Source organism: Streptomyces sp. NPDC053750, from assembly GCF_044544295.1.
In the GTDB taxonomy this organism is placed as follows: Bacteria; Actinomycetota; Actinomycetes; order Streptomycetales; family Streptomycetaceae; genus Streptomyces.
Genome location: NZ_JBITXB010000007.1, coordinates 228,209 through 248,900, shown reverse-complemented (window position 1 = coordinate 248,900; position 20,692 = coordinate 228,209). Strand labels below are relative to the sequence as shown.

At 71.6% G+C, this 20,692-nt stretch carries 22 protein-coding genes and 3 tRNA genes; 6 read left to right on the top strand and 19 right to left on the bottom strand.

What is annotated here, in order from left to right:
- Window positions 1–45 precede the first annotated feature (45 nt).
- The 3 genes from rpmG to ACIGO6_RS21790 all read right to left on the bottom strand — a co-directional run bounded on the left by rpmG (window position 46) and on the right by ACIGO6_RS21790 (window position 491).
- Window positions 46–210: a 50S ribosomal protein L33 gene (rpmG, locus tag ACIGO6_RS21800; RefSeq protein ID WP_003948671.1), complete on the bottom strand. Its 165-nt coding sequence runs from the start codon at window positions 208–210 to the stop codon at window positions 46–48.
- Window positions 211–299: 89 nt separating this feature from the next.
- A tRNA-Met gene (locus ACIGO6_RS21795) sits at window positions 300–372 on the bottom strand.
- A 46-nt stretch (window positions 373–418) separates the two neighbouring features.
- Window positions 419–491: transfer RNA gene (locus ACIGO6_RS21790), tRNA-Thr, on the bottom strand.
- A 246-nt stretch (window positions 492–737) separates the two neighbouring features.
- Here ACIGO6_RS21790 and ACIGO6_RS21785 point away from each other — a divergent pair.
- Both ACIGO6_RS21785 and ACIGO6_RS21780 read left to right on the top strand, forming a co-directional pair.
- Window positions 738–2,006, top strand: coding sequence for a hydrolase (locus tag ACIGO6_RS21785; protein ID WP_399878621.1), 1,269 nt, complete (start codon window positions 738–740; stop codon window positions 2,004–2,006).
- A 342-nt stretch (window positions 2,007–2,348) separates the two neighbouring features.
- On the top strand, window positions 2,349–3,005 hold the full coding sequence (locus ACIGO6_RS21780; protein WP_399878619.1) for an SDR family oxidoreductase: 657 nt from the start codon (window positions 2,349–2,351) through the stop codon (window positions 3,003–3,005).
- 44 nt (window positions 3,006–3,049) lie between these two features.
- Here ACIGO6_RS21780 and ACIGO6_RS21775 read toward each other — a convergent pair whose 3' ends face one another.
- Together ACIGO6_RS21775 and ACIGO6_RS21770 are read right to left on the bottom strand one after the other, a co-directional pair.
- The gene (locus ACIGO6_RS21775; RefSeq protein WP_399878617.1) at window positions 3,050–3,268 is read right to left on the bottom strand and encodes a hypothetical protein; all 219 of its coding nucleotides are present in this window, start codon (window positions 3,266–3,268) and stop codon (window positions 3,050–3,052) included.
- Window positions 3,269–3,392: 124 nt separating this feature from the next.
- A tRNA-Tyr gene (locus ACIGO6_RS21770) sits at window positions 3,393–3,474 on the bottom strand.
- 251 nt (window positions 3,475–3,725) lie between these two features.
- On the opposite strand from ACIGO6_RS21770, the gene ACIGO6_RS21765 reads away from it, so the two are divergent.
- On the top strand, window positions 3,726–4,214 hold the full coding sequence (locus ACIGO6_RS21765; protein ID WP_399878615.1) for a YajQ family cyclic di-GMP-binding protein: 489 nt from the start codon (window positions 3,726–3,728) through the stop codon (window positions 4,212–4,214).
- A 111-nt stretch (window positions 4,215–4,325) separates the two neighbouring features.
- Here the strand turns inward: ACIGO6_RS21765 and ACIGO6_RS21760 are convergent, their stop codons facing one another.
- Entirely contained in the window at window positions 4,326–4,592 is a 267-nt protein-coding gene (locus tag ACIGO6_RS21760) for a GlsB/YeaQ/YmgE family stress response membrane protein (RefSeq protein ID WP_217143371.1), read from the bottom strand.
- Between the two features lie 141 nt (window positions 4,593–4,733).
- On the opposite strand from ACIGO6_RS21760, the gene ACIGO6_RS21755 reads away from it, so the two are divergent.
- Window positions 4,734–5,975, top strand: coding sequence for an APC family permease (locus ACIGO6_RS21755; RefSeq protein ID WP_399878612.1), 1,242 nt, complete (start codon window positions 4,734–4,736; stop codon window positions 5,973–5,975).
- Between the two features lie 67 nt (window positions 5,976–6,042).
- Here the strand turns inward: ACIGO6_RS21755 and ACIGO6_RS21750 are convergent, their stop codons facing one another.
- From ACIGO6_RS21750 to ACIGO6_RS21690, 13 genes are all read right to left on the bottom strand, one after another.
- Window positions 6,043–6,216 (bottom strand): hypothetical protein, encoded by a 174-nt coding sequence (locus tag ACIGO6_RS21750; protein WP_399878610.1) that lies wholly within the window; start codon window positions 6,214–6,216, stop codon window positions 6,043–6,045.
- Between the two features lie 75 nt (window positions 6,217–6,291).
- Window positions 6,292–6,708: a YccF domain-containing protein gene (locus ACIGO6_RS21745; protein WP_399878608.1), complete on the bottom strand. Its 417-nt coding sequence runs from the start codon at window positions 6,706–6,708 to the stop codon at window positions 6,292–6,294.
- Window positions 6,705–7,568 (bottom strand): zinc metalloprotease HtpX, encoded by an 864-nt coding sequence (gene htpX, locus ACIGO6_RS21740; protein ID WP_399878606.1) that lies wholly within the window; start codon window positions 7,566–7,568, stop codon window positions 6,705–6,707. The genes ACIGO6_RS21745 and htpX overlap by 4 nt, the downstream gene beginning before the upstream one ends.
- A gap of 215 nt (window positions 7,569–7,783) precedes the next feature.
- Complete coding sequence (locus ACIGO6_RS21735; protein WP_399878604.1) at window positions 7,784–9,331, bottom strand: NADH-quinone oxidoreductase subunit N; 1,548 nt, start codon at window positions 9,329–9,331, stop codon at window positions 7,784–7,786.
- Window positions 9,328–10,902: a NuoM family protein gene (locus tag ACIGO6_RS21730; protein ID WP_399878603.1), complete on the bottom strand. Its 1,575-nt coding sequence runs from the start codon at window positions 10,900–10,902 to the stop codon at window positions 9,328–9,330. Before ACIGO6_RS21730 ends, ACIGO6_RS21735 begins: the two co-directional genes overlap by 4 nt.
- Before the next feature lie 6 nt (window positions 10,903–10,908).
- Window positions 10,909–12,903, bottom strand: a complete 1,995-nt coding sequence (locus ACIGO6_RS21725) for an NADH-quinone oxidoreductase subunit L (RefSeq protein WP_399878601.1) — start codon at window positions 12,901–12,903, stop codon at window positions 10,909–10,911.
- Window positions 12,900–13,286, bottom strand: coding sequence for an NADH-quinone oxidoreductase subunit NuoK (gene nuoK, locus ACIGO6_RS21720; protein WP_399878600.1), 387 nt, complete (start codon window positions 13,284–13,286; stop codon window positions 12,900–12,902). Before nuoK ends, ACIGO6_RS21725 begins: the two co-directional genes overlap by 4 nt.
- Window positions 13,286–13,924 carry an NADH-quinone oxidoreductase subunit J gene (locus tag ACIGO6_RS21715; RefSeq protein WP_399878598.1) on the bottom strand — a complete coding sequence of 213 codons (639 nt, stop codon included), beginning with the start codon at window positions 13,922–13,924 and terminating at the stop codon, window positions 13,286–13,288. Before ACIGO6_RS21715 ends, nuoK begins: the two co-directional genes overlap by 1 nt.
- The gene (locus ACIGO6_RS21710; RefSeq protein ID WP_399878596.1) at window positions 13,921–14,541 is read right to left on the bottom strand and encodes a NuoI/complex I 23 kDa subunit family protein; all 621 of its coding nucleotides are present in this window, start codon (window positions 14,539–14,541) and stop codon (window positions 13,921–13,923) included. Before ACIGO6_RS21710 ends, ACIGO6_RS21715 begins: the two co-directional genes overlap by 4 nt.
- Before the next feature lie 2 nt (window positions 14,542–14,543).
- On the bottom strand, window positions 14,544–15,512 hold the full coding sequence (locus ACIGO6_RS21705) for a complex I subunit 1 family protein (RefSeq protein WP_311571417.1): 969 nt from the start codon (window positions 15,510–15,512) through the stop codon (window positions 14,544–14,546).
- Window positions 15,509–16,747, bottom strand: coding sequence for an NADH-quinone oxidoreductase subunit C (locus tag ACIGO6_RS21700; protein ID WP_399878594.1), 1,239 nt, complete (start codon window positions 16,745–16,747; stop codon window positions 15,509–15,511). Before ACIGO6_RS21700 ends, ACIGO6_RS21705 begins: the two co-directional genes overlap by 4 nt.
- A complete protein-coding gene (locus ACIGO6_RS21695) occupies window positions 16,744–17,379 on the bottom strand; it encodes an NADH-quinone oxidoreductase subunit B (RefSeq protein WP_399878592.1) in 636 nt (211 codons plus the stop codon). The genes ACIGO6_RS21700 and ACIGO6_RS21695 overlap by 4 nt, the downstream gene beginning before the upstream one ends.
- Window positions 17,370–17,738: an NADH-quinone oxidoreductase subunit A gene (locus ACIGO6_RS21690; RefSeq protein ID WP_399878591.1), complete on the bottom strand. Its 369-nt coding sequence runs from the start codon at window positions 17,736–17,738 to the stop codon at window positions 17,370–17,372. Before ACIGO6_RS21690 ends, ACIGO6_RS21695 begins: the two co-directional genes overlap by 10 nt.
- Before the next feature lie 218 nt (window positions 17,739–17,956).
- Between ACIGO6_RS21690 and ACIGO6_RS21685 the strand changes: the two genes are divergently transcribed.
- Window positions 17,957–19,168 (top strand): sensor histidine kinase, encoded by a 1,212-nt coding sequence (locus tag ACIGO6_RS21685; protein WP_399878589.1) that lies wholly within the window; start codon window positions 17,957–17,959, stop codon window positions 19,166–19,168.
- Between the two features lie 147 nt (window positions 19,169–19,315).
- On the top strand, window positions 19,316–20,683 hold the full coding sequence (locus ACIGO6_RS21680; RefSeq protein WP_399878588.1) for a sensor histidine kinase: 1,368 nt from the start codon (window positions 19,316–19,318) through the stop codon (window positions 20,681–20,683).
- The last annotated feature ends 9 nt before the right edge of the window (window positions 20,684–20,692 follow it).

The window sequence follows — 20,692 nt, the reverse complement described above, 5'->3', positions numbered from 1 at the left end:
AGGCCGCCCCCAGGTTTCGGGGACGGCCTCGCGTACGAGCCTGATTTATCGCGTCTCGCGGTGCGCGGTGTGCGCGTTGCAACGCGGGCAGTGCTTCTTCATCTCCAGTCGGTCCGGGTTGTTACGCCGGTTCTTCTTGGTGATGTAGTTCCGCTCCTTGCACTCCACGCAGGCCAGCGTGATCTTCGGGCGGACGTCGGTGGCAGCCACGTGAGTGCTCCTTGACGAACGGATGGGACTGATTAACGCATAGAAGAGTAGCCGATCGAAGGACCGACCCCGCAATCGGCTACTGTCAGTAGCGGTGACCGGACTTGAACCGGTGACACAGCGATTATGAGCCGCTTGCTCTACCGACTGAGCTACACCGCTGCGATGCGATCGGGCCCCGCCTTGCGGCGGGAACCTCTCACACCAGAGCCCCAAAACGGAATCGAACCGTTGACCTTCTCCTTACCATGGAGACGCTCTGCCGACTGAGCTATTGGGGCGAGCGATGAAGACATTACACGGTCGCCCGCCGTTCGCCCAAATCCGTTTCGCCGTCCCTGCCCCGTCCCGTCCCCGGCCCCTCCCCCGGACCGCGCCTGCGCTCCCCCCGGACCCCGCATCCGGCGGACCGCATCGGTACGACTATTGCGCTCCTCCGCGCCGCCGGGAGATCACCGTCCTAGGCTCGACTCACTCTGCGTGATCTTGCGTCCCCCACTGCGCAGCCCCGAGCCCAGAGGAGCGCGATGCCCGACAGCCAGCCGCAGCCGCCCCACTCGTCCTCCGCCTCGGGTCCGGCCGGGCGCGGCGCACTGCTGCTCTCCGGGGCGCGGCTCGCCGACGGCCGGACCGTGGACGTACGGGTGCACGACGGACGCATCGAGGCGGTCGGCACCGCCGGCAGCCTGTCGACGGCCCGTACGCCCGGCCCCGGCACCCGCGTGGACATCAGCGGCTACCTGCTCCTCCCCGCCCCCGCCGAACCCCACGCCCACGGCGACACGGCACTGACGGCCGACGCCCCCGGCCCCGTCTCCTACGACCCCCTGGACGTCCAGCGCCGGGTCACGGAGGCCGCCCTGCTCCAGCTGGGACACGGGGCGACCGCGCTACGGGCGCACGTGCGCGTGGGTGACGTTCCGGGCCTGGGCGCGCTGACCGCCGTACTGCGGGCGCGGCGCACGCTGCGTGGACTGGCCGAGCTGACCACGGTGGCGATGCCGAGGGTGCTGACCGGAGTGGCCGGGGCCGACGGGCTGGCCATGCTGCGGGACGCGGTGAAGATGGGCGCGGACGTGGTGGGCGGCTGCCCGGACCTGGATCCCGACCCGGCGGGATACGTGGAGGCGGTCCTGGAGGTCGCCGGCGAGCACGGCCGCCCGGTCGACCTGCACACGGACGCCGACGATCCGGCACGGCTGGCCCGGCTGGCGGCGATGGCGGGCGGATTGCGTCCCGGAGTGACCCTCGGCCCCTGCGGCGGCCTGGGCCGGCTGCCCGCCGACGCAGCCTCCCGGGCCGCGGACCGGCTCGCGGCAGCCGGAGTGACGGTGGTGTGCCTGCCGCAGGGCGCCTGCGGCGCCGTGGACCGGCGCGACGGCACGGCTCCGGTACGGCTGCTGCGCGCGGCCGGGGTGCGGGTCGCCGCCGGCAGCGGCGCGCTCCGGGACGTCTCCAACCCGGTCGGGCGCGGCGACCCCCTGGAGGCGGCGTTCCTGCTGACCGCACGCCACGGGCTGCGCCCCGAGGACGCGTACGACACGGTGAGCACGGCGGCCCGGGCGGCGCTGGGGCTGCCCGAGGTGCGGGTGGAGGCGGGCTTCCCGGCCGAACTCCTCGCGGTGCGCGGGGACCGGCTGGCGGGCGCGCTGTCGCTGGCGTACAGCAGGATCGTGGTGCACCGGGGGCGCGTGGTGGCCCGGACGAGCGCGGTACGCGAGTACGGCGACTCGACGACCGCGACCGACCTGGAACTGCCCCGGCAGGGGCGGGGGGAGCGTGGGGAGCGGCCTTGACGACGGTGCGGCGATCGGCGCCCAGGGGAGCGGCGCGGGTGGCGGTGGGGTCAGGTGGGCCGGCCCGGGTGGGGCTCAGTGGCCGCTCGGGGGGGGCCGATGACTCCCGGGTGGCCGCCGGTGAGCCGGGGCGTGCCCGATGGGGCCCGGGTGGCCGCCGGTGAGGCCGGTGGCGCCGGACGGGACCCGGATGGCTCCTCGGTGGGACCGGCTGGGGTCGGGTGGGGTCGGGTGGGGCACGAACGGGGCCGATGAGGGCCCGGTTGGCGCCCGGGTGGGGCGTGGTGCGAAACGGCCGAAGTGGTGCGGCGGAGGCGGCCGTCGGGGCGTACGGTCGAAGACATGCGCATTGTCATCGCTGGTGGTCATGGTCAGATCGCGCTGCGGCTGGAGCGGTTGCTCGCCGCGCGCGGTGACGAGGTGGCGGGCATCATCCGCAAGGCCGAGCAGGCGGACGATCTGCGTGCGGCCGGCGCCGAACCGGTTGTGCTCGACCTCGAGTCGGCCTCGGTCGAGGAGGTCGCGGAGCGGCTGCGCGGCGCGGACGCGGCGGTCTTCGCGGCGGGCGCGGGCCCCGGGAGCGGGACGGCCCGCAAGGAGACCGTGGACAAGGCGGCTGCGGTCCTCTTCGCGGACGCGGCGGTCCGGGCGGGTGTACGACGCTTCCTGGTCGTCTCGTCCATGGGCGCCGACCCACAGCACCAGGGGGACGAGGTCTTCGACGTCTACCAGCGCGCCAAGGGCGAGGCCGACGCCTATGTGCGTGCGCTGGGCGAGCTGGACTGGACGATCCTGCGTCCTGGCATGCTGACGGACGACGCCGGCACCGGCCTGGTCCGCCTGGAGGCACACACCGGCCGCGGCCCGGTCCCGCGCGACGACGTGGCCGCCGTCCTGGCGGAACTGGTCGACACCCCGGCCACCAACGGCCTGACCCTGGAGCTGATCAGCGGCTCGACGCCCGTGTCGGTCGCGGTGAAGTCGGTGGCCGGGAACTGAGCGCGAGCGGCGTGCCGCCGCGTACGGCCGGAACGTCGGGAACGTCAGAACAGGGGCAGTTGCCCGGGAAATCCAGGGACGACGTACCCGTCCAAGGACGGCTGCACCGCCCCCAGTTGCGCCGGCCTGCGTGACCCCGGGCAGGAGACCAGATCGCCACTCCCCCGCGCACCGGACGGGTCGTGACGCGCGTACCGTCCCGCGACGACGGCGATCTCACGACGGCACTCGGGGCAGGTTCTACGACGGGAGGACGAGGCCATGGCCCCAGTCTGCCCGGAACCCGGGCACCGAGCCGCGCCGATGATCGGCCTTTTCGGACAAGGAAATGACGAGAGGCCCCGTGACCTGCTGTTCGGGCAGGTCACGGGGCCTCTCGTTCCCGTGTGGCGGCGCCAGGATTCGAACCTGGGAAGGCTGAGCCGGCAGATTTACAGTCTGCTCCCTTTGGCCGCTCGGGCACACCGCCGGGGTTCGCTGCCCTTCGAACCGCTCTTCGGCGGTGCTCCGTGGCAACGACGTAAACAATACCCGATGTGGAGGGGTGCTTCGCCACCCGATTGATCGCCACTCCGGGGGCGGGGGGTGGCTAGGCTGGTCCGGATGCGGCCGAGGACGCCTGCCGGGCTCGGCGGCCGCCGACGTGTGCCGGCACGGACCCGATACGCGGCCCGACACGCAGCCAGATACCACGCACCCAGATACAAGGAGCCACAGGACATGGCCGACTCCAGTTTCGACATCGTCTCGAAGGTCGAGCGGCAGGAGGTCGACAACGCCCTCAACCAGGCCGCCAAGGAGATCTCGCAGCGCTACGACTTCAAGGGCGTGGGCGCCTCCATCTCCTGGTCCGGGGAGAAGATCCTCATGGAGGCCAACTCCGAGGACCGGGTAAGCGCTGTCCTCGACGTCTTCCAGTCCAAGCTGATCAAGCGCGGCATCTCGCTGAAGGCTCTGGACGCGGGCGAGCCCCAGCTCTCCGGCAAGGAGTACAAGATCTTCGCGTCGATCGAGGAGGGCATCTCCCAGGAGAACGCGAAGAAGGTGGCCAAGCTCATCCGTGACGAGGGCCCCAAGGGCGTGAAGGCCCAGGTGCAGGGCGAGGAGCTGCGGGTCTCCTCGAAGAGCCGGGACGACCTCCAGACCGTGATCGCCCTGCTGAAGAGCCAGGACTTCGACTTCGCACTGCAGTTCGTCAACTACCGGTAACTATCGGTGACCTGCTGAGACGTCGACGCACAGGCCGCGACTCGCGAGGAAGGGTGGGCACCCGACGGTGTCCACCCTTCTCACTGCGGTCGGTGCGTGCCGCCAGGGCGTTCAGTCGCGCGAGTTGCCGAACAGGAGCCGGTAGGCCACCAGGAGGACCAGGGAACCGCCGATCGCCGCCGCCCAGGTGGCACCGTCGTAGAAGTCCTTGCTGATCGGGTGGTCCAGCCAGCGGGCCGATATCCAGCCGCCGATGAAGGCGCCCGCGATGCCGATGAGGGTGGTGCCGACGAGCCCTCCGGGGTCACGGCCCGGGAGCAGGAACTTGGCGATGGCTCCGGCCAACAGTCCGAGGATGATCCAGCTGATGACGGTCATGCCGCGACCCTGCCCTTTCTCGCTGTGCCCGCGCTGTCCCAGTGCTGTGGGGCCGTTTCCTCCGCGCGTGTTCATGTTCTCTTGGTGGGGAGGACGTCCCGGGCGCGCCCCGTGGTTGCGCCGAACAGTAGGGTGCGACGCATGACACCTGCGGGTTCGGAGCTGCGGCGCACCCTCGGCGTCGGCGATGCCGTGGTCGTGGGGCTCGGCTCGATGATCGGCGCCGGGGTCTTCGCCGCCCTGGCGCCCGCGGCCCGGGCGGCCGGGTCGGGGCTGCTGCCCGGCCTCGCCGTGGCCGCCGTCGTCGCCTACTGCAACGCCATGTCGTCGGCGCGGCTGGCCGCCCGGTATCCGGCCTCCGGCGGCACGTACGTCTACGGGCGCGAGCGGCTCGGGGAGTTCTGGGGGTACCTGGCGGGCTGGTCGTTCGTCGTCGGCAAAACGGCCTCCTGCGCTGCGATGGCGCTCACCGTGGGCGCCTACGTCTGGCCCGAGCAGGCGCATGTGGTGGCCGTCGCGGCCGTGGTGGCGCTGACCGCGGTGAACTACGGCGGCATCCAGAAGTCGGCCTGGCTGACGCGAGCGATCGTGGCGGTGGTCCTGGCTGTCCTCGCTTCCGTGGTGGTGGTGTGCCTGGGGTCCGGCCGGTCCGACGCCGGGCGGCTGGACATCGGGCTGTCGGACGGCGCCGGCGGGGTCCTGCAGGCGGCCGGGCTGCTGTTCTTCGCCTTCGCGGGGTACGCCCGCATCGCGACCCTGGGCGAGGAGGTACGGGACCCGGAGCGCACGATCCCCCGCGCGATCCCCTTGGCCCTGGGCATCACTCTGGCGGTGTACGGGTGTGTCGCGGTGGCTGTCCTTTCCGTGCTGGGCTCGGGGGGGCTCAGGCAGGCGACGGCGCCCCTGGCCGACGCGGTACGGGCGGCGGGCCTGCCGGAGCTGGTGCCGGTCGTGCGGGTGGGCGCCGCGGTGGCCGCGCTGGGCGCGCTTCTGTCGCTGATCCTGGGCGTTTCGCGGACGACGCTGGCCATGGCCCGGGACCGTCATCTGCCCGGGGTGCTGGCCGCGGTGCATCCGCGGTTCCAGGTGCCGCACCGTGCTGAGCTGGCCGTGGGCGCGGTGGTGGCGGTACTGGCCGCCACGGTGGATGTGCGGGGTGCGATCGGTTTCTCCTCCTTCGGGGTGCTGACGTACTACGCCGTCGCCAACGCGTCGGCCTGGACGCTGGGCTCGTCGAGGGCGGCGCGGGTCGTACCGGCGCTGGGGCTGGTCGGGTGCGTGGTGCTCGCGTTCTCGCTTCCGGTGATGTCGGTGGTCGTGGGCGTGGGTGTGCTTGCGGTGGGTGTGGTGGCGTACGGGGTGCGCAGAGGGGCTTCGCGGTAGGCGGCCGCTGCGACGCCGTACATGTCCTGCCGCGGCTCGGCGGTCGTGGTGCTGTGCCGACGGCCTCTCAGAAGGCCTGTGCCGGGGCGAATCCGCCGTCGCCCATCCGCGGACGGAGCTCGGCGAGCAGCGTGGGAAGGGACAGGCCCGTCGCGGGCTCGGGCAGGGAAGCCCAGCCCCGGGAACGGGCCTTGCGTGCCTCGACGGCCACTCGTGCCGGCAACTGCTCGATCTCGGTCATGAGTTCATGATGCAGGCCGCCACCGACAGGCGAGCGGGCCTGTGGACAACCCCCCGGTTGTGGAAAACGCGGCTCCTACCAGCCGGTCCTCTGTGTGGAGCCGGTGGCCGTGAACGGCTGGTCGGTCCGCACGATTTCGCGGCCCAGGGGGAGCAGGGAGACGGGGATCAGCTTGAAGTTGGCGATGCCGAGCGGGATGCCGATGATCGTCACGCACAGGGCGATACCGGTGACGATGTGGCCGATGGCCAACCACCACCCGGCGAGGATCAGCCACAGCACGTTGCCGATGCAGGACGGCGCTCCCGCGTCGCGGCGCTCCACCGCCGTGTACCCGAAGGGCCACAGGGCGTAGACACCGATGCGGAACGCCGCGATGCCGAACGGGATCCCGATGACCGTGATGCAGAGCAGGACGCCCGCGAGCAGGTAGCCGAGGAACAGCCAGAAGCCGCTGAATATGAGCCAAATGACGTTGAGGATCGTCTTCACTGCTGTCGACCTGCCATCTTTTCGAGTCGGGCGATCCGCTCCGCCATCGGAGGGTGAGTGGAGAACATCTTCGACAGTCCCTGTCCCGGGCGGAACGGGTTGGCGATCATCATGTGACTGGCGGTCTCGATCCGGGGCTCCGGGGGCAGCGGAAGCTGCTTCGTGCCCTGTTCCAGCTTGCGCAGGGCGCCGGCGAGGGCGATCGGGTCGCCGGTGAGCTGCGCGCCTGAGGCGTCGGCCTCGTACTCCCTGGAGCGGCTGATCGCCAGTTGGATGACGGTGGCGGCGAGCGGACCGAGGATCATGATGAGGAGCATGCCCAGCAATCCGGGTCCGTCATCGTCGTTGGACCGCCCGATGGGGATCAGCCAGGCGAAGTTGACCAGGAACATGATCACGGAGGCGAGGGCGCCCGCGACCGAGGAGATCAGGATGTCGCGGTTGTAGACATGGCTGAGCTCGTGTCCGATGACGCCGCGCAGCTCGCGCTCGTCGAGCAGGCGCAGGATGCCCTCGGTGCAGCACACGGCCGCGTTGCGCGGGTTGCGGCCGGTCGCGAAGGCGTTGGGTGCCTCGGTCGGCGAGATGTACAGGCGGGGCATGGGCTGGCGGGCCTGGGTGGAGAGCTCGCGGACCATGCGGTAGAGCGCCGGGGCCTCGAACTCGCTGACCGGGCGGGCACGCATCGCGCGCAGGGCCAGTCTGTCGCTGTTCCAGTACGCGTACGCGTTCGTGCCCAGGGCGACGAGAACGGCGACGACGAGCCCCGCTCGGCCGAAGAAACTGCCGATGACGATGATGAGCGCGGACAGTCCCCCGAGGAGAACTGCGGTCCTGAGCCCGTTGTGCCGGCGGTGCACGGTACGCCCTCCAAGTGGTGCGGCAGGGGAACCCTTCGCTTGCTGGTCTCGCTCGCTGTGGTTGCTTCCTGGTCCTCGATGCCACCGGTGCCGTGGCATCACGTCCAGTGGACCCTTCCGTACTGGTCAACGCCAGGCGAGGGCAACCAGTTCCCCGCCGTCTGCGGCGGGGCGCGTAGTCCGTACGGGTGAAGGCTTCGGCGGGCGGCTGCCGGTCAGAAGAGGCCCGTGTCGGCGAAGCGCAGGATCAGCTGGGGTGCTCCGGACAGGGCCACGGCGAGGACCGCGGTCAGGGTGATCGCGGCGGTGACGGGGGCGGGAACACGGTGCCCGACGGTCGCGCCCTCCGGTGCGCGGAACAGCAGTGCCGTCCATTGGAGGTAGTAGAACAGCGCGATGACGACGTTGACGGCCATGACCACGGCCAGCCAACCGAGGCCCGCGTCGACGGCGGCGGAGAAGACCGTGACCTTGGTGAAGAGGCCGATGATGCCGGGCGGCAGTCCGGCGAGGCAGAGCAGGAAGAACGCCAGGAGCAGGGCCGTCAGCGGGTTGGAGGCGTACAGGCCGCGGTAGTCGGCGACGCGGTTCGACGTCCTGGTGCGGCCCACGAACGCGGCCACCGCGAAGGCGCCGAGGTTCACCGCCGCGTACATGAGGGCGTAGGCGACGGTGGAGCCGATCGACCGTTCGGGGTCGTCGGAGTACGCGGCGGCGGCGATCGGCACCAGGAGGTAGCCGGCCTGGCCGACGGAGGACCAGGCGAGGAGGCGTACCGCGCTGTACGCGCGCGTGCCCTGCTGCCGGAGGGCTCCCACGTTGCCGACGGTCATGGTGAGCGCGGCCAGTGCTGCGAGGGCCGGCCCCCAGACGTCGGCGTAGGACGGGAGGGCGATGACCGTGACGAGGATCAGGCCGGAGAAGCCGACCGCCTTGCCGACGACGGACAGATAGGCGGCGACGGGCAGGGGGGCGCCCACGTAGGTGTCGGGCACCCAGAAGTGGAACGGGACGGCGGCCGTCTTGAAGGCGAAGCCGACGAGCGTGAGGACGACGCCGGTCTGGGCGAGCGTGGTGAGCTGCCCGTCGACGTCCTGGATGCGTTCGGCCACCTGGGTGAGGTAGAGGGTGCCGGTGGAGGCGTACACGAAGCTGATGCCCATGAGGCTGACCGCGGTCGCGGTGACCGAGGACAGGAAGAACTTCAGGGCCGCTTCGGAGGACCGGCGGTCGCCCTGGCGCAGGCCCACGAGGGCGAAGGCGGGGAGAGAGGCGACCTCCAGGGCGACGATCAGGGTGGCGAGGTCGCGGGAGGCGGGCAGGAGGGCGGCGCCGGCCGCGGAGGAGAGCAGCAGGAACCAGAACTCGCCCTCGGGCAGCCCGCGGTCGGCGTCCTTCACGGCGGTGATGGACAGCAGGGCGGTCAGAAGGGCGCCGCCGAGCACCAGGAACTGGATGGCGAGGGTGAAGGTGTCCGCGGTGTAGCTGCAGACGTCGGCGTCGCCGGTCAGGCAGAACGTCGAGCGGTCACCGTTCACCAGGGGCAGCAGCATGAGGGCGGCCGCGGCGAGTCCGGCGACCGAGATCCAGCCGAGCAGCGGTTTGCGGGCGTCCTTGACGAACAGGTCGGCGACGAGGACGACGAGTCCCACGACCGCCGTGATGGTGGGGGGCGCGATGGCGAGCCAGTCGACGGACTGGACGAGGTTCTGGGCCAGTGGCTGCGCCAGGGTCTCGGCGAGGGGCTGGACCGGGGAGCTCATCGGGTGCCTCCTGAGAGGAGCTGCTGCACGGCCGGGTCGGTCAGTCCGAGGAGGGTCCTGGGCCACAGTCCGGCGACGACGGTCAGGGCGACGAGCGGCGTCCAGGCGGCGAACTCGTAGGTGCGTACGTCGGTCAGCTTCGGTGTCTCCTGCGGGACGGCACCCATGCAGACGCGGCGGACCACGATCAGCATGTACGCGGCGGTCAGCAGGGTGCCGAACGCGGCGATCGCCATGAAGGTGAGGAAGGCGGGCCGACTGAGGTCGTCGTGGGGGTCGAAGGCGCCGAACAGGGCCAGCATCTCGCCCCAGAACCCGGCCAGGCCCGGCAGCCCGAGCGAGGCGACCGCCGCGAAGGCGAGCAGGCCGCCGAGGCGCGGTGCCTTGCCGTACAGGGCGGCTCCCGTCTCCTCGGCGAGGGTGTCGAGGTCGGTGGTGCCGGTGCGGTCCTTGAGTGCGCCGACCACGAAGAAGAGCAGGCCGGTGATGAGGCCGTGGGCGATGTTGGCGAACAGGGCGCCGTTCACGCCGGTCGGGGTCATGGTCGCGATGCCGAGCAGGACGAAGCCCATGTGGCCGACGGAGGAGTAGGCGATGAGGCGCTTGAGGTCGCCCTTCGCGCCCCGTTTGGCGAGGGCCAGGCAGGCCAGGGAGCCGTAGATGATGCCGACGACGGCGAAGGCGGCGAGGTAGGGCGCGAAGGTGCGGAAGCCGTCCGGTGCGACCGGCAGGAGAATACGGACGAACCCGTACGTACCCATCTTCAGCAGGACGCCGGCCAGCAGGACCGAGCCGACGGTCGGCGCGGCGGTGTGCGCGTCGGGCAGCCAGCTGTGCAGCGGCCACATCGGGGTCTTGACCGCGAGGCCGATCCCGATCGCCAGAACGGCGATGACCTGCACGGATGTGGTCAGCGACCGGCCGTTGTCAGTGGCGAGTGCCACCATGTCGAATGTGCCCGCGCTGAGTCCGATCAGGAGCAGGCCGAGCAGCATGACGACGGAGCCGAGGAGCGTGAAGAGGATGAACTTCCAGGCGGCCCCGGCCCGTCCCTCGCCGCCCCAGCGGGCGATGAGGAAGTACATCGGGATGAGGACCATCTCGAAGGCGAGGAAGAACAGGATCAGGTCGAGGACGGCGAAGGTCGCGAGGGTGCCGGACTCGAGGACGAGCAGCAGCGCGACGAACGCCTTCGGGCTCGGGCCCGGGGACATCCTGAAGTATGAGTAGAGCGCGCAGAGGAAGGTCAGCAGCGCGGTCAGGACCAGGAGGGGGAGGGAGATGCCGTCGATGCCGAGGTGGATGCGCACGTCGAGTGCGGGGATCCAGCTGATGTCCGTGCTGGCCTGCATCTTCGACGGCTGGTCGTGGTCGAAGCCGAGCGCGAGGACGATCGCGGCGATGAGGACGGCGCCGGTGACGGTGACGCCGTGCCGCAGGACGGCCTGGTCGGGCGACTTCCCCTTCAGTCCGGGCGGGGCCGGCAGGAGAGCGGCGGCGGCACCGATGAGCGGGCCGACGACGACCAATGCGAGAAGGAACTGCATCACGGACTCGTTGATATCGATCACGCCTGCTCACGCTCCCGTGGCGACGAGGACGGCGGCGACCGCGAGGACGACGGTGCCAGCGAGCAGCGCGCTCACATAGGTCTGCACGTTGCCGGTCTGGGCGCGTCGTGCGGCGGCCCCGAGCCAGCGGGGCAGGGTGCCCGCCGCGCGTACGTAGGTGTCGACGACCTCGCGGTCGAGGAACCGGACGAGACTCGCGCCGGCCTGGACCGGGCGGACGAAGAGGGCCGTGTACACCGCGTCCAGGTGGAAGCCGACGGCCGCGTGGCGGTGCAGCGGGCCCAGCAGGAGTCGTCCGGGGTCGGACGGGTCGGGGGCGTAGGCGATGTCTCCGTAGGCCGGCTCGTGGCTGGCGATGGCCTCGGCCTCCACCAGCGCGGCGTCGCCCTCCGGGTGGGCCGCGACCGCGCCGAGCGGCGGGCGGGCGGCGAGCGCCGTGGTGTGGCGCCAGGCGGCGTAGGTCACGATGCCGCCGACCAGGGCCACGCCCGTGCCGAGCACGGAGGTGGTGAGGGTCGGGGTGAGGTCGTGGCCGTCGAACCAGTCGGGCAGCAGGCGGAAGGCGAGCCCGCCGAGCGCGAGTGAGGGGAGGGCGAGCACCCAGAGCACGGCGTTCATGACCACCGGCTGCCTGCCGTGGTCGGGGGCCTCGGTACCCCGCCCGCGGAAGGCGAGCAGCCACAGGCGCGTCGCGTACGCGGCGGTGAGGAGGGCCGTGAGCAGACCGGCGACGAGGACGGTCCAGCCCGCGGCGCCGGGCGCGTGCTCGGTGTGACCGGTGGCGACGTGCTCCGCGACGCCGAGGACGGACTCCTTGGAGAAGAAGCCGCTGAAGGGCGGGATCGCGGCCAGTGCGAGCAGCGCCACGGTCATCGTCCAGTAGGCGTCCGGGACACGGTCGCGCAGGCCCCGCATACGGGACATGGCGGCCAGCGAGTTGGTACCGGCGGCGTGGATGATCACGCCGGCGGCGAGGAACAGCAGCGCCTTGAAGGCGCCGTGGGTGAGGAGGTGGAAGACGGCGGCTCCACGGTCGCCGGCGGCGAGGGCGCCGGTCATGTAGCCGAGCTGTCCGATGGTCGAGTAGGCGAGGACGCGCTTGATGTCGTCCTGGGCGAGCGCGGCGAGTGCCGAGCCGACCATCGTGACCGCGGCCATGACGGCGAGGACGACCATCGCCGCCTGTGAGGCCTCGAAGAGCGGAAGGAGCCGGGCGACGAAGTAGACACCGGCGGCGACCATCGTCGCGGCGTGAATCAGCGCGGAGACGGGTGTCGGGCCCGCCATCGCGTCGGGGAGCCAGGTGTGCAGCGGGAACTGGGCCGACTTGCCCGCCACACCGGCCAGCAGCAGGAGCGCGATCAGTGTCGGGTGGTCGAGCGAGCCGCTCGCGACCGCGCCGAGGATCTTGGTGATGCGGAAGGAGCCGGCCTCGGTGGCCAGCGCCAGCAGGCCGATCAGGAAGGGGACGTCACCGAGTTTGGTCACCAGGAAGGCCTTGAGGGAGGCGGCGCGGGCCTCCGAGGTCTCCCAGTAGTGGCCGACCAGGAAGTACGAGCAGATGCCCATGATCTCCCAGCCGACCAGGAGCACCATCAGGTCGCCGGAGTAGACGACGAGGAACATCGCGGAGGTGAACAGGGAGACGAGAGCGGCGTACGAGGGGTAGCGCGGGTCGTCGCGCAGGTAGCCCGTCGAGTAGATCTGCACGCACGTGGCGACGCACCCGACCAGGACGGCGACGAGGGCGGCGAAGCCGTCGATGTGCAGGGCGAGCTCGACGGGGACCGAACCGGTGGGCGTCAGCTCGGTGACGGCGTCGACGGCCCGGTCACCGCCCTGGCGGGCCGCGACCAGTACGGCGAGGACCAGGGAGGCCAGTGTCGGCAGGACGGCGAGCGGGCGGACGAATCCGGGCGCGGTGCGGCCCAGCAGGAGGCCGGCGACTGCCCCCAGGAAGGGGAGGAGGGGGACGAGTACGGCGAGGGTGGTCGTGGTCACGCGGTGGCCTCAGCCTTCTCGGCGGCCGTCCCGGTCGCGGGGGTGTCGGGGCCGTCCGGCTCGTGGCCCTCGGCGGTGTCGCGGAGCTTGTCGATGTCCGAGGTGCCGTGGTTGCGGTGGACGGCGAGCACGATCGCCAGGCCGATGCCGATCTCGGCGGCCGCGATGGCGATGGTGAACAGGGTCAGGGCCTGGCCGGAGTGCAGGGTCTCCTCGGCGGCCTTGCTGAGCCAGACGTCGAAGGCGACCAGGTTCAGGTTGACGGCGTTGAGCATCAGCTCGACCGACATCAGGACCAGGATCGCGTTGCGGCGGGCGAGGACGCCGTACAGGCCGGTGCAGAACAGGAGGGCGGAGAGAACGGCGGGATAGGCGAGGTGCATCAGCGGACACCGCCCTTGTCGGCACCGGGGGTGTGGGTGGGGGCGTCGGCCGTCCGGTCCGCCTTGGCCTTGCGGGACAGGACGATGGCACCGACCAGGGCGGCGAGGAGGAGGACGGAGAGGGCCTCGAAGGGGAGCACCCAGTTCTGGAAGAGGCTCGCTCCGGTGACGGCGGTGGAGCCGGCGGCCGGGCCGTCCAGGTCGATCCAGGTGGTGCGGAAGGCGTCGACGACGACCCACACCAGGGCCGCCGCGGCGGCGACGGCCACGGTGAGGGCGGCCCAGCGGTTGCCGGAGTCGGCGTCCGGGGACCGGCCGATGGGGGCCCTGGTGAGCATCAGGCCGAACAGGATGAGGACGACGACGGCACCGACGTAGATGAGGACCTGCACCCAGGCGATGAACTCGGCGGTGAGGAGGAGGTACTCGACGGCGAGGCCCCCGAGCGCCACCACCAGCCACAGGGCGGCGTGGACGAGCTGCCGGGTGGTGACGGTGACGACGGCGGCCCCGAAGGTGACCAGGCCGACGAGGAGGAAGGCGATCTCGACGCCGGTCGGGGAGAGGAAGCCGTGGGATTCGGCCGCCGTGGACGTGGAGCCGGCGGCGAGGCGGGTGACGGTCGCTGCGAGGGTCATCCCCGGCCCTCCTGCCCGGGCTCCGGCTGGTCCGGGGTTCCCGGCCGGTCCGACGGCCCCGGCTGCTCCGACGGGCCCGGCTGGTCTGTCTGCTGCTGGGCGGCCAGTTTGTCGGCGGTCTTGCGGGCGGCGGCGAGTTCCTTCGGCTCCTCGGCGCCGGGGTCGAGGGCGGGCGGGGCCGGGACCGTCCACATCCACTCGCGGAGTTTGTCGCGCTCGTGGGTGAGGTCGTGGATGTCGGTCTCGGAGTACTCGAACTCCGGGGACCAGAACAGGGCGTCGAAAGGACAGACCTCGATGCAGATACCGCAGTACATGCACAGGGAGAAGTCGATGGCGAAGCGGTCCAGGACGTTGCGGCTGCGGTCGCGCCCGCCGGGGGTCGCCGCCGGGACCGTCTCCTTGTGGGAGTCGATGTAGATGCACCAGTCCGGGCACTCGCGGGCGCACAGCATGCAGACCGTGCAGTTCTCCTCGAACAGGCCGATCACACCGCGGGTGCGGGGCGGGAGCTCGGGCTGGGCATCCGGGTACTGCTCGGTGACGGTCTTCTTCGTCATCGTGCGGAGGGTGACGGCCAGGCCCTTGGCCAGACCCGAGCCGGGGATGGGGGGCATGGTTACTGGATCACCACCTTGACGATGCCGGTGAGGGCGATCTGGGCGAGGGAGAGGGGGACGAGGAGGGTCCAGGAGAGCTTCTGGAGCTGGTCCTCGCGCAGGCGTGGATAGGTCACGCGCAGCCAGATGACGACGAAGGCGAGGACGGCCGTCTTCAGCAGGGTCCACACCCAGCCGAGACCGTCGGCGCCCCAGGGGCCGTGCCAGCCGCCCAGGAACAGCACGGTGGTCAGGCCGCACAGGACGACGATCCCGGCGTACTCGGCGAGGAGGAACAGGGCGAAACGCAGGCCGGTGTACTCGGTGTAGGCGCCGAAGATGATCTCCGAGTCGGCGACCGGCATGTCGAACGGAGGCCGCTGCAGCTCCGCCAGACCGGCGACGAAGAAGACGATCGCGCCCACGATCTGCCAGGGGAGCCACCACCACTCGAAGGCGTCGAGGATGCCGACGAGCGAGACCGTGCCGGCCGCCATGGCGACGGAGGCGGCGGTGAGCAGCATCGGGAGTTCGTAGGCGAGGAGCTGGGCGGCGGTGCGCAGGCCCCCGAGGAGGGAGAACTTGTTGGCGGAGGACCAGCCGGCCATGAGGGAGCCGAGGACACCCACGCCCATGACGGCGAGGACGAAGAAGATCCCCGCGTCGACGACCTGGCCGACCGCGCCCTCGCCGGGGCCGATGGGGATGGCGAGGAGGACCAGGAGGTACGGCAGGAGGGCTACGGCGGGGGCCAGTTGGAAGATCCGGCGGTCCGCGTCGGCGGGGACCACGTCCTCCTTCTGCGCGAACTTCACGCCGTCCGCGACGAGCTGGGCCCAGCCGTGGAAGCCGCCGGCGTACATCGGACCGAGACGGCCCTGCATGTGCGCCATCACCTTGTGCTCGGTCTGGCCGACGATCAGCGGGAAGGTGAGGAAGACGACGAAGACGACGAGGAGGCGCAGGGTGACGTCGAGAGCGTCGTTCACTGCGGGCCTCCTGGGGGGTTCGGGCGGTTCCGGGGGGTCTCGGAGTCGTCTGGTGTCTCGGGGTCGACTGGTGTCTCGGAGTCGCCGGGGGTCTCGGAGTCGCCGGTGGTCTCGGGGTCGACTGGTGTCTCGGAGTCGCCGGGGGTGGCGGGTGCGTCGGCGGTGTCGGAGCCGTCCGGGGTGGCGGGGGTATCGGGAGTGGACTTGGAGGTGTCGGCCTCGGGCTCGGCTGCCTCTTCGAACGCCGGGCGGGCGTGGTGCCACGGAGCGTCTGCGCTGCGCGGTCGCTCCGAGGGCGCCGGCGTGGTGGCCGGTTCCCCGGTGCGCGAGGATGCGGCTCTGTCGTCGCCGTCCCGGGTGGTGTCCTCCGACGGTGCCGCCGGCCGCTGGGAGGCGGACCCTGCGCTCGCGCTGCGCGCCCGCCGGGGCGCCGGGGCGGCCGAGGGCTCGCCGGCCCGGGAGGTCTGGCTCGCCGAGCCCTCCGCCGCCGTGCGGGTGCGGCGCGGGGTGGCGGTGGCCGGGGCTTCGGTGCCGGGCGCCGTCTGGCTGGCGGAGCCCTCCCCCGCCGTACGGGTCCGGCGGGCCGGGCGGTCACCGGCCGCGCGGACCGGACGCTCACCCGCCGCGCGCCCCGCGCCACGGGCCGGACGGGCCGGAGCGGCGGGCAGCTGTCCCTTCAGCGGCCCCCACTCATTGGGGTCGGGGACGCCCGGCGGCAGCATCTGGCGGCGTCGAGGACCGCCGTGCTCGGACTCGCCGGGCTCCTTGGCCCCCGGCCAGGCCTTGGCGACGCGGGCGGCGAGGACGAAGTCCTTGCGCAGGGGGTGTCCCTCGAAGCCCTCCGGCAGGAGCAGGTGGTCCAGCGCGGGGTGGTCCTCGAAGGTGACGCCGAACATCTCGTGGGTCTCGCGCTCGTGCCAGGCCGCGCCCGCGTACACGGTGACGGCCGTGGGCAGGGCCGGTGCCTCGTGCGGGACGGTCGTGCGCAGCAACAGTCGGCGTACCGGTCCCAGCGCCACGACATGGGCCGCGACGCGGAACCCCGTGCCCGGTTCGTCGACCGCGCTCAGCCAGTCGAAGTACGTGCAGCCCAGCCGGTCGCGCGCGGTCTCCAGGGCGGAGATCCAGGACTCGGGCGGCACGTCCACGGTCAGGACGTCGTACGACTCCTCGGCCGTGGCCTGCGTCCCGAAGACTTCCTCGGCGTCGGCGGGCAGCCAGCCGACCGCGGTCATCGGGTCTCCCCCGAGGCCGAGTCCGAGGCAGAGGCCGGGGCCGGGGCCGTCTCAGCGGCCGGCGGTCGCACCAGGCCGCTCTGCAGCGCCGCCGCGGACGGGCGGACCGGCGGGCCGTACCGCTCCCCCAGCGACTCCCGCGCGATCTTCTCCTGGAGTTTGAGGATCCCCTGGAGCAGCGCCTCGGGACGCGGCGGGCAGCCGGGGACGTACACGTCGACGGGGATGATCTGGTCGACGCCCTTCGTCACGGAGTAGGAGTCCCAGTAGGGGCCGCCGCAGTTGGAGCAGGCGCCGAAGGAGATGACGTACTTCGGCTCGGGCATCTGCTCGTACAGGCGCTTGACGGCGGGCGCCATCTTGTCGGTCACCGTGCCGGACACCACCATCAGGTCGGCCTGGCGGGGCCCCGGCGCGAAGGGGATGACGCCGAGCCGGATGAAGTCGTGGCGGGCCATCGACGCGGCGATGAACTCGATCGCGCAGCAGGCGAGGCCGAAGTTGAAGACCCACAGGGAGTACCGGCGGCCCCAGTTCAGGACGACCTTCATCGGCTCGGGGGCCAGACGCGCGAGCGGGCCCAGCCTCTTGGGCTCCGGGAGCAGCACGGGCTCGGAGGGGTTCACGTCCATGACAGGACGCCCTTCTTGTATGCGTACAGCAGACCCACGGCCAGGAAGCCGAGGAAGATGAACATCTCCACGAGGGTCGTCGCGCCGTAACCAGGATCGGCGAAGACGGTGGCCCAGGGGAAGAGGAAGATCGAGTCGACCGCGAAGATGACGTAGAGGAAGGCGTAGACGTAGTAGCGGACCTGGGTGTGGGCCCAGCCCTCGCCGACGGGGTCGACGCCGCACTCGTACGTCAGAAGCTTCTCGGGCGTGGGGACCACGGGCCGCAGCAGGCGCCCGGCCCCGAAGGCGACCGCTACAAAGAGCACGCCGACGACGGCGAGCAGTCCGACGACCGAGTAGGACTGGAAGTAGTCCACGTCCGTCCCTCGCTCCCTGTCCTGAGGCTGCTGTGGTTCTGAAGGCTGGTGTGGTGAAGGCTGCTGTTCGACGATCTGTACGCACGGGAGTCTAGGGCCTGATAAAGACACGGTAAGCAGCCCGTCGCACGCTGGGACGCGGGGGTGGGGTTTTCCTCAGTACTTCCCGGCGGCCCACCTCATGGCGCGCGGCCCCGCCGCACGGCACGCTGACTCGTATGACCGCACTCCTCTCGACCCCGAGCCCCGCCGGGGACACCGGCGCCGCGACCGGCGATCGCCCGCCACCGGCCCGTTTCGCCTTCGACCGGCACACCTGGAAGGAGATCGCCCACCTGTTGGCGAATCTCCCGGCGGCGCTGATCGGATTCACCTACGTCGTGACGATGCTGTTCGTGGGCGCCGGGTTGACGGTGACGGTGATCGGGTTCCCGCTGCTGGCCGCCGGGCTGCTGGGCGCACGGCAGTTGGGCAAGCTGGAGCGGGCGCGGGCCCGGGCGCTGCTCGGCGTACGGGTGGAGGAGCCGAGCCCGCTGCCGTTGCGGCGCGGGAACGGGTTCCTGCCGCTGTTGTGGATGGCGCTGAAGGACCCGGTGGGCTGGCGCACCGTCCTGTACGACTTCATACGGCTGCCCTGGGGCATCCTCACCTTCGTCGTGACGCTGACGTCGTTGTTCGTGCTGTGGCCCGTGCTGCCGTTCATCGCGCGGGGCCTGGCCAACGCGGACCGCGCGATGGTGCGCGGCCTGTTGTCGCCGTCCGACGAGCTGGAGCGGCGGATCGCCGAGCTGGAGTCGGACCGGGGCGTGGTGGTCGACACGGCCGCCGCCGACCTGCGGCGCATCGAGCGCGACCTGCACGACGGGGCACAGGCCCGCCTCGTCAACCTGGCCATGGGCCTGGGCCTGGCCAAGGAGAAGCTGCTGGAGGACCCGGACGCGGCGGCGGCCATGGTCGACGAGGCGCACGGCGAGGTGAAGCTGGCCCTTCAGGAGTTGCGGGATCTGGCCCGCGGCATCCACCCCGCCGTCCTGACCGACCGCGGCCTGGACGCGGCGCTCTCCTCGGTCGCCTCCCGCTGCACCGTGCCGGTCAAGGTGACCGTGGACCTGGCGGAGCGCCCCGCGGCGGCCATCGAGGGCATCGCCTACTTCACGGTCTCGGAGCTGCTCCAGAACATCAGCAAGCACAGCGGCGCGAGGTCCGCCTCCGTGGAGGTGTGGCGCTCCGCCGACCGGCTGCTCATCCAGGTGGGAGACGACGGCCGCGGAGGAGCGCGTCTCGACGGCGGTACGGGGCTGAGGGGCCTCACCGAACGGCTCACCGCCGTCGACGGCCTGTTCGTCGTCGACTCCCCGCAGGGCGGCCCCACGGCGATCACGGCCGAGCTGCCGTGGCGGGACCGTACGGCCTCCGACGGCGCGAGGTAGGGAAAACCCCCCTCCGCAGACGCCGACGAGCTCCATGGCCCGCGGGCCCGCGGGCCAGGAGGGTGGAGTTACGCAGGTGGAGTCACTGCCGCACAGCCGCAGGACTTACGACAGCACAGCCGTAGGACGAGGAGAAGGACGGCGCCGATGGCCACGGAATACGGACAGGGTTACGGGCTCGGGAGCGGGTCCGGCTTCCCCGGGGACGCCGGGGCGCGAGACCACCGGCTGCCGGCGGGGCTTCGGGCGCCGTTCGAGGCGCGCAGCTGGCGGGAGTTCGGTTACGTACTGCTGGGGCTGCCGATCGGCATCCTGCTCTTCACGTTCGCCGTCACGATGGTGTCGTTGGGGGCGGGCCTGCTGGTGACCTTCCTGGGCGTCCCGGTGCTGGCGGCGGCGCTCGCCGGGTGCCGGGGCTTCGGGATGCTGGAGCGGGCACGGGCCCGTGCCCTGCTCGGGCTGCGGGTGGCCGACCCGGAGCCGCTGCGGGTGAAGAAGCACGGCGTGATGGGGTGGATGGGTGCCGTGCTCAAGAGCGGCACGTCCTGGCGGAGCCTGTTGTACGCGGTGGTGCAGTTCCCGTGGTCGGTGTTCTCGTTCGTCGTCGCCGTGAACTTCTGGACCGTCGGGTGGGCGATGCTGACGTATCCACTGTGGTTCTGGGTCTTCCCGGCGTACGCCGGACAGGACGGGCTCCAGCTGTACGGCGACGAGACGCACCACGTCTATCTGGACAACCCCTTCGAGGTCGCCGTGACCGCGCTGGTCGGGCTGCTGTTCACGCTGGTGACGCCGTGGATCGTCCGGGCGCTGACCACGGTGGACCGGTTGATGGTGCACGGGCTGCTCGGCCCGTCGCGGCTGGCGACGCGGGTGGTGGAGCTGGAGTCGGACCGGGGGGCCGTGGTCGACACGGCCGCCGCCGACCTGCGGCGCATCGAGCGCGACCTGCACGACGGGGCGCAGGCCCGCCTGGTCACGCTGGCCATGGATCTGGGGCTGGCGAAGGAGAAGCTGAGGGAGGACCCGCAGGCGGCGGCGCGCATGGTGGACGAGGCGCACGGCGAGGTGAAGACCGCGCTGCAGGAGCTGCGGGACCTGGCCCGCGGCATCCACCCCGCGGTGCTGACCGACCGCGGCCTGGACGCGGCGTTGTCGGCGGTCGCCTCGCGCTGCACCGTGCCGGTGCGGGTGGAGGTCGACCTGGCGGAGCGGCCGGCGTCGGCGATCGAGGGCATCGCCTACTTCACCGTCTCGGAGCTGCTGCAGAACGTCAGCAAGCACGCGCGGGCCACGGCGGCCTACGTGGAGGTCTGGCGGGTGGAGAACCGGCTGATGCTCCAGGTCGTGGACAACGGCGTGGGCGGGGCGGACGTGGCCACCGGGACGGGGCTGAGGGGGCTGGCGGAGCGGCTCGACGCGGTGGACGGAATCCTCGTGGTGGACTCGCCGACCGGTGGACCGACGCGGGTGACGGCGGAACTGCCGTGGCGCAGCGAGCCGGCCCTGAGGTGAGCGGCCACT

Excerpts from the sequence above, each read along its gene's own strand:
- nuoK (WP_399878600.1), bottom strand. The coding sequence starts at position 13,286 with ATGCACCTCGCCTATCCCGCCGTTCTCTCCGCCCTCCTGTTCTGCACC.
- ACIGO6_RS21715 (WP_399878598.1), bottom strand. The coding sequence starts at position 13,924 with ATGACCCTCGCAGCGACCGTCACCCGCCTCGCCGCCGGCTCCACGTCC.
- ACIGO6_RS21710 (WP_399878596.1), bottom strand. The coding sequence starts at position 14,541 with ATGCCCCCCATCCCCGGCTCGGGTCTGGCCAAGGGCCTGGCCGTCACC.
- ACIGO6_RS21785 (WP_399878621.1), top strand. The coding sequence starts at position 738 with ATGCCCGACAGCCAGCCGCAGCCGCCCCACTCGTCCTCCGCCTCGGGT.
- ACIGO6_RS21755 (WP_399878612.1), top strand. The coding sequence starts at position 4,734 with ATGACACCTGCGGGTTCGGAGCTGCGGCGCACCCTCGGCGTCGGCGAT.
- ACIGO6_RS21685 (WP_399878589.1), top strand. The coding sequence starts at position 17,957 with ATGACCGCACTCCTCTCGACCCCGAGCCCCGCCGGGGACACCGGCGCC.
- ACIGO6_RS21750 (WP_399878610.1), bottom strand. The coding sequence starts at position 6,216 with ATGACCGAGATCGAGCAGTTGCCGGCACGAGTGGCCGTCGAGGCACGC.
- ACIGO6_RS21775 (WP_399878617.1), bottom strand. The coding sequence starts at position 3,268 with ATGGCCTCGTCCTCCCGTCGTAGAACCTGCCCCGAGTGCCGTCGTGAG.
- ACIGO6_RS21765 (WP_399878615.1), top strand. The coding sequence starts at position 3,726 with ATGGCCGACTCCAGTTTCGACATCGTCTCGAAGGTCGAGCGGCAGGAG.
- ACIGO6_RS21700 (WP_399878594.1), bottom strand. The coding sequence starts at position 16,747 with ATGACCGCGGTCGGCTGGCTGCCCGCCGACGCCGAGGAAGTCTTCGGG.
- ACIGO6_RS21760 (WP_217143371.1), bottom strand. The coding sequence starts at position 4,592 with ATGACCGTCATCAGCTGGATCATCCTCGGACTGTTGGCCGGAGCCATC.
- ACIGO6_RS21735 (WP_399878604.1), bottom strand. The coding sequence starts at position 9,331 with ATGAGCTCCCCGGTCCAGCCCCTCGCCGAGACCCTGGCGCAGCCACTG.
- ACIGO6_RS21680 (WP_399878588.1), top strand. The coding sequence starts at position 19,316 with ATGGCCACGGAATACGGACAGGGTTACGGGCTCGGGAGCGGGTCCGGC.
- ACIGO6_RS21780 (WP_399878619.1), top strand. The coding sequence starts at position 2,349 with ATGCGCATTGTCATCGCTGGTGGTCATGGTCAGATCGCGCTGCGGCTG.
- ACIGO6_RS21695 (WP_399878592.1), bottom strand. The coding sequence starts at position 17,379 with ATGGACGTGAACCCCTCCGAGCCCGTGCTGCTCCCGGAGCCCAAGAGG.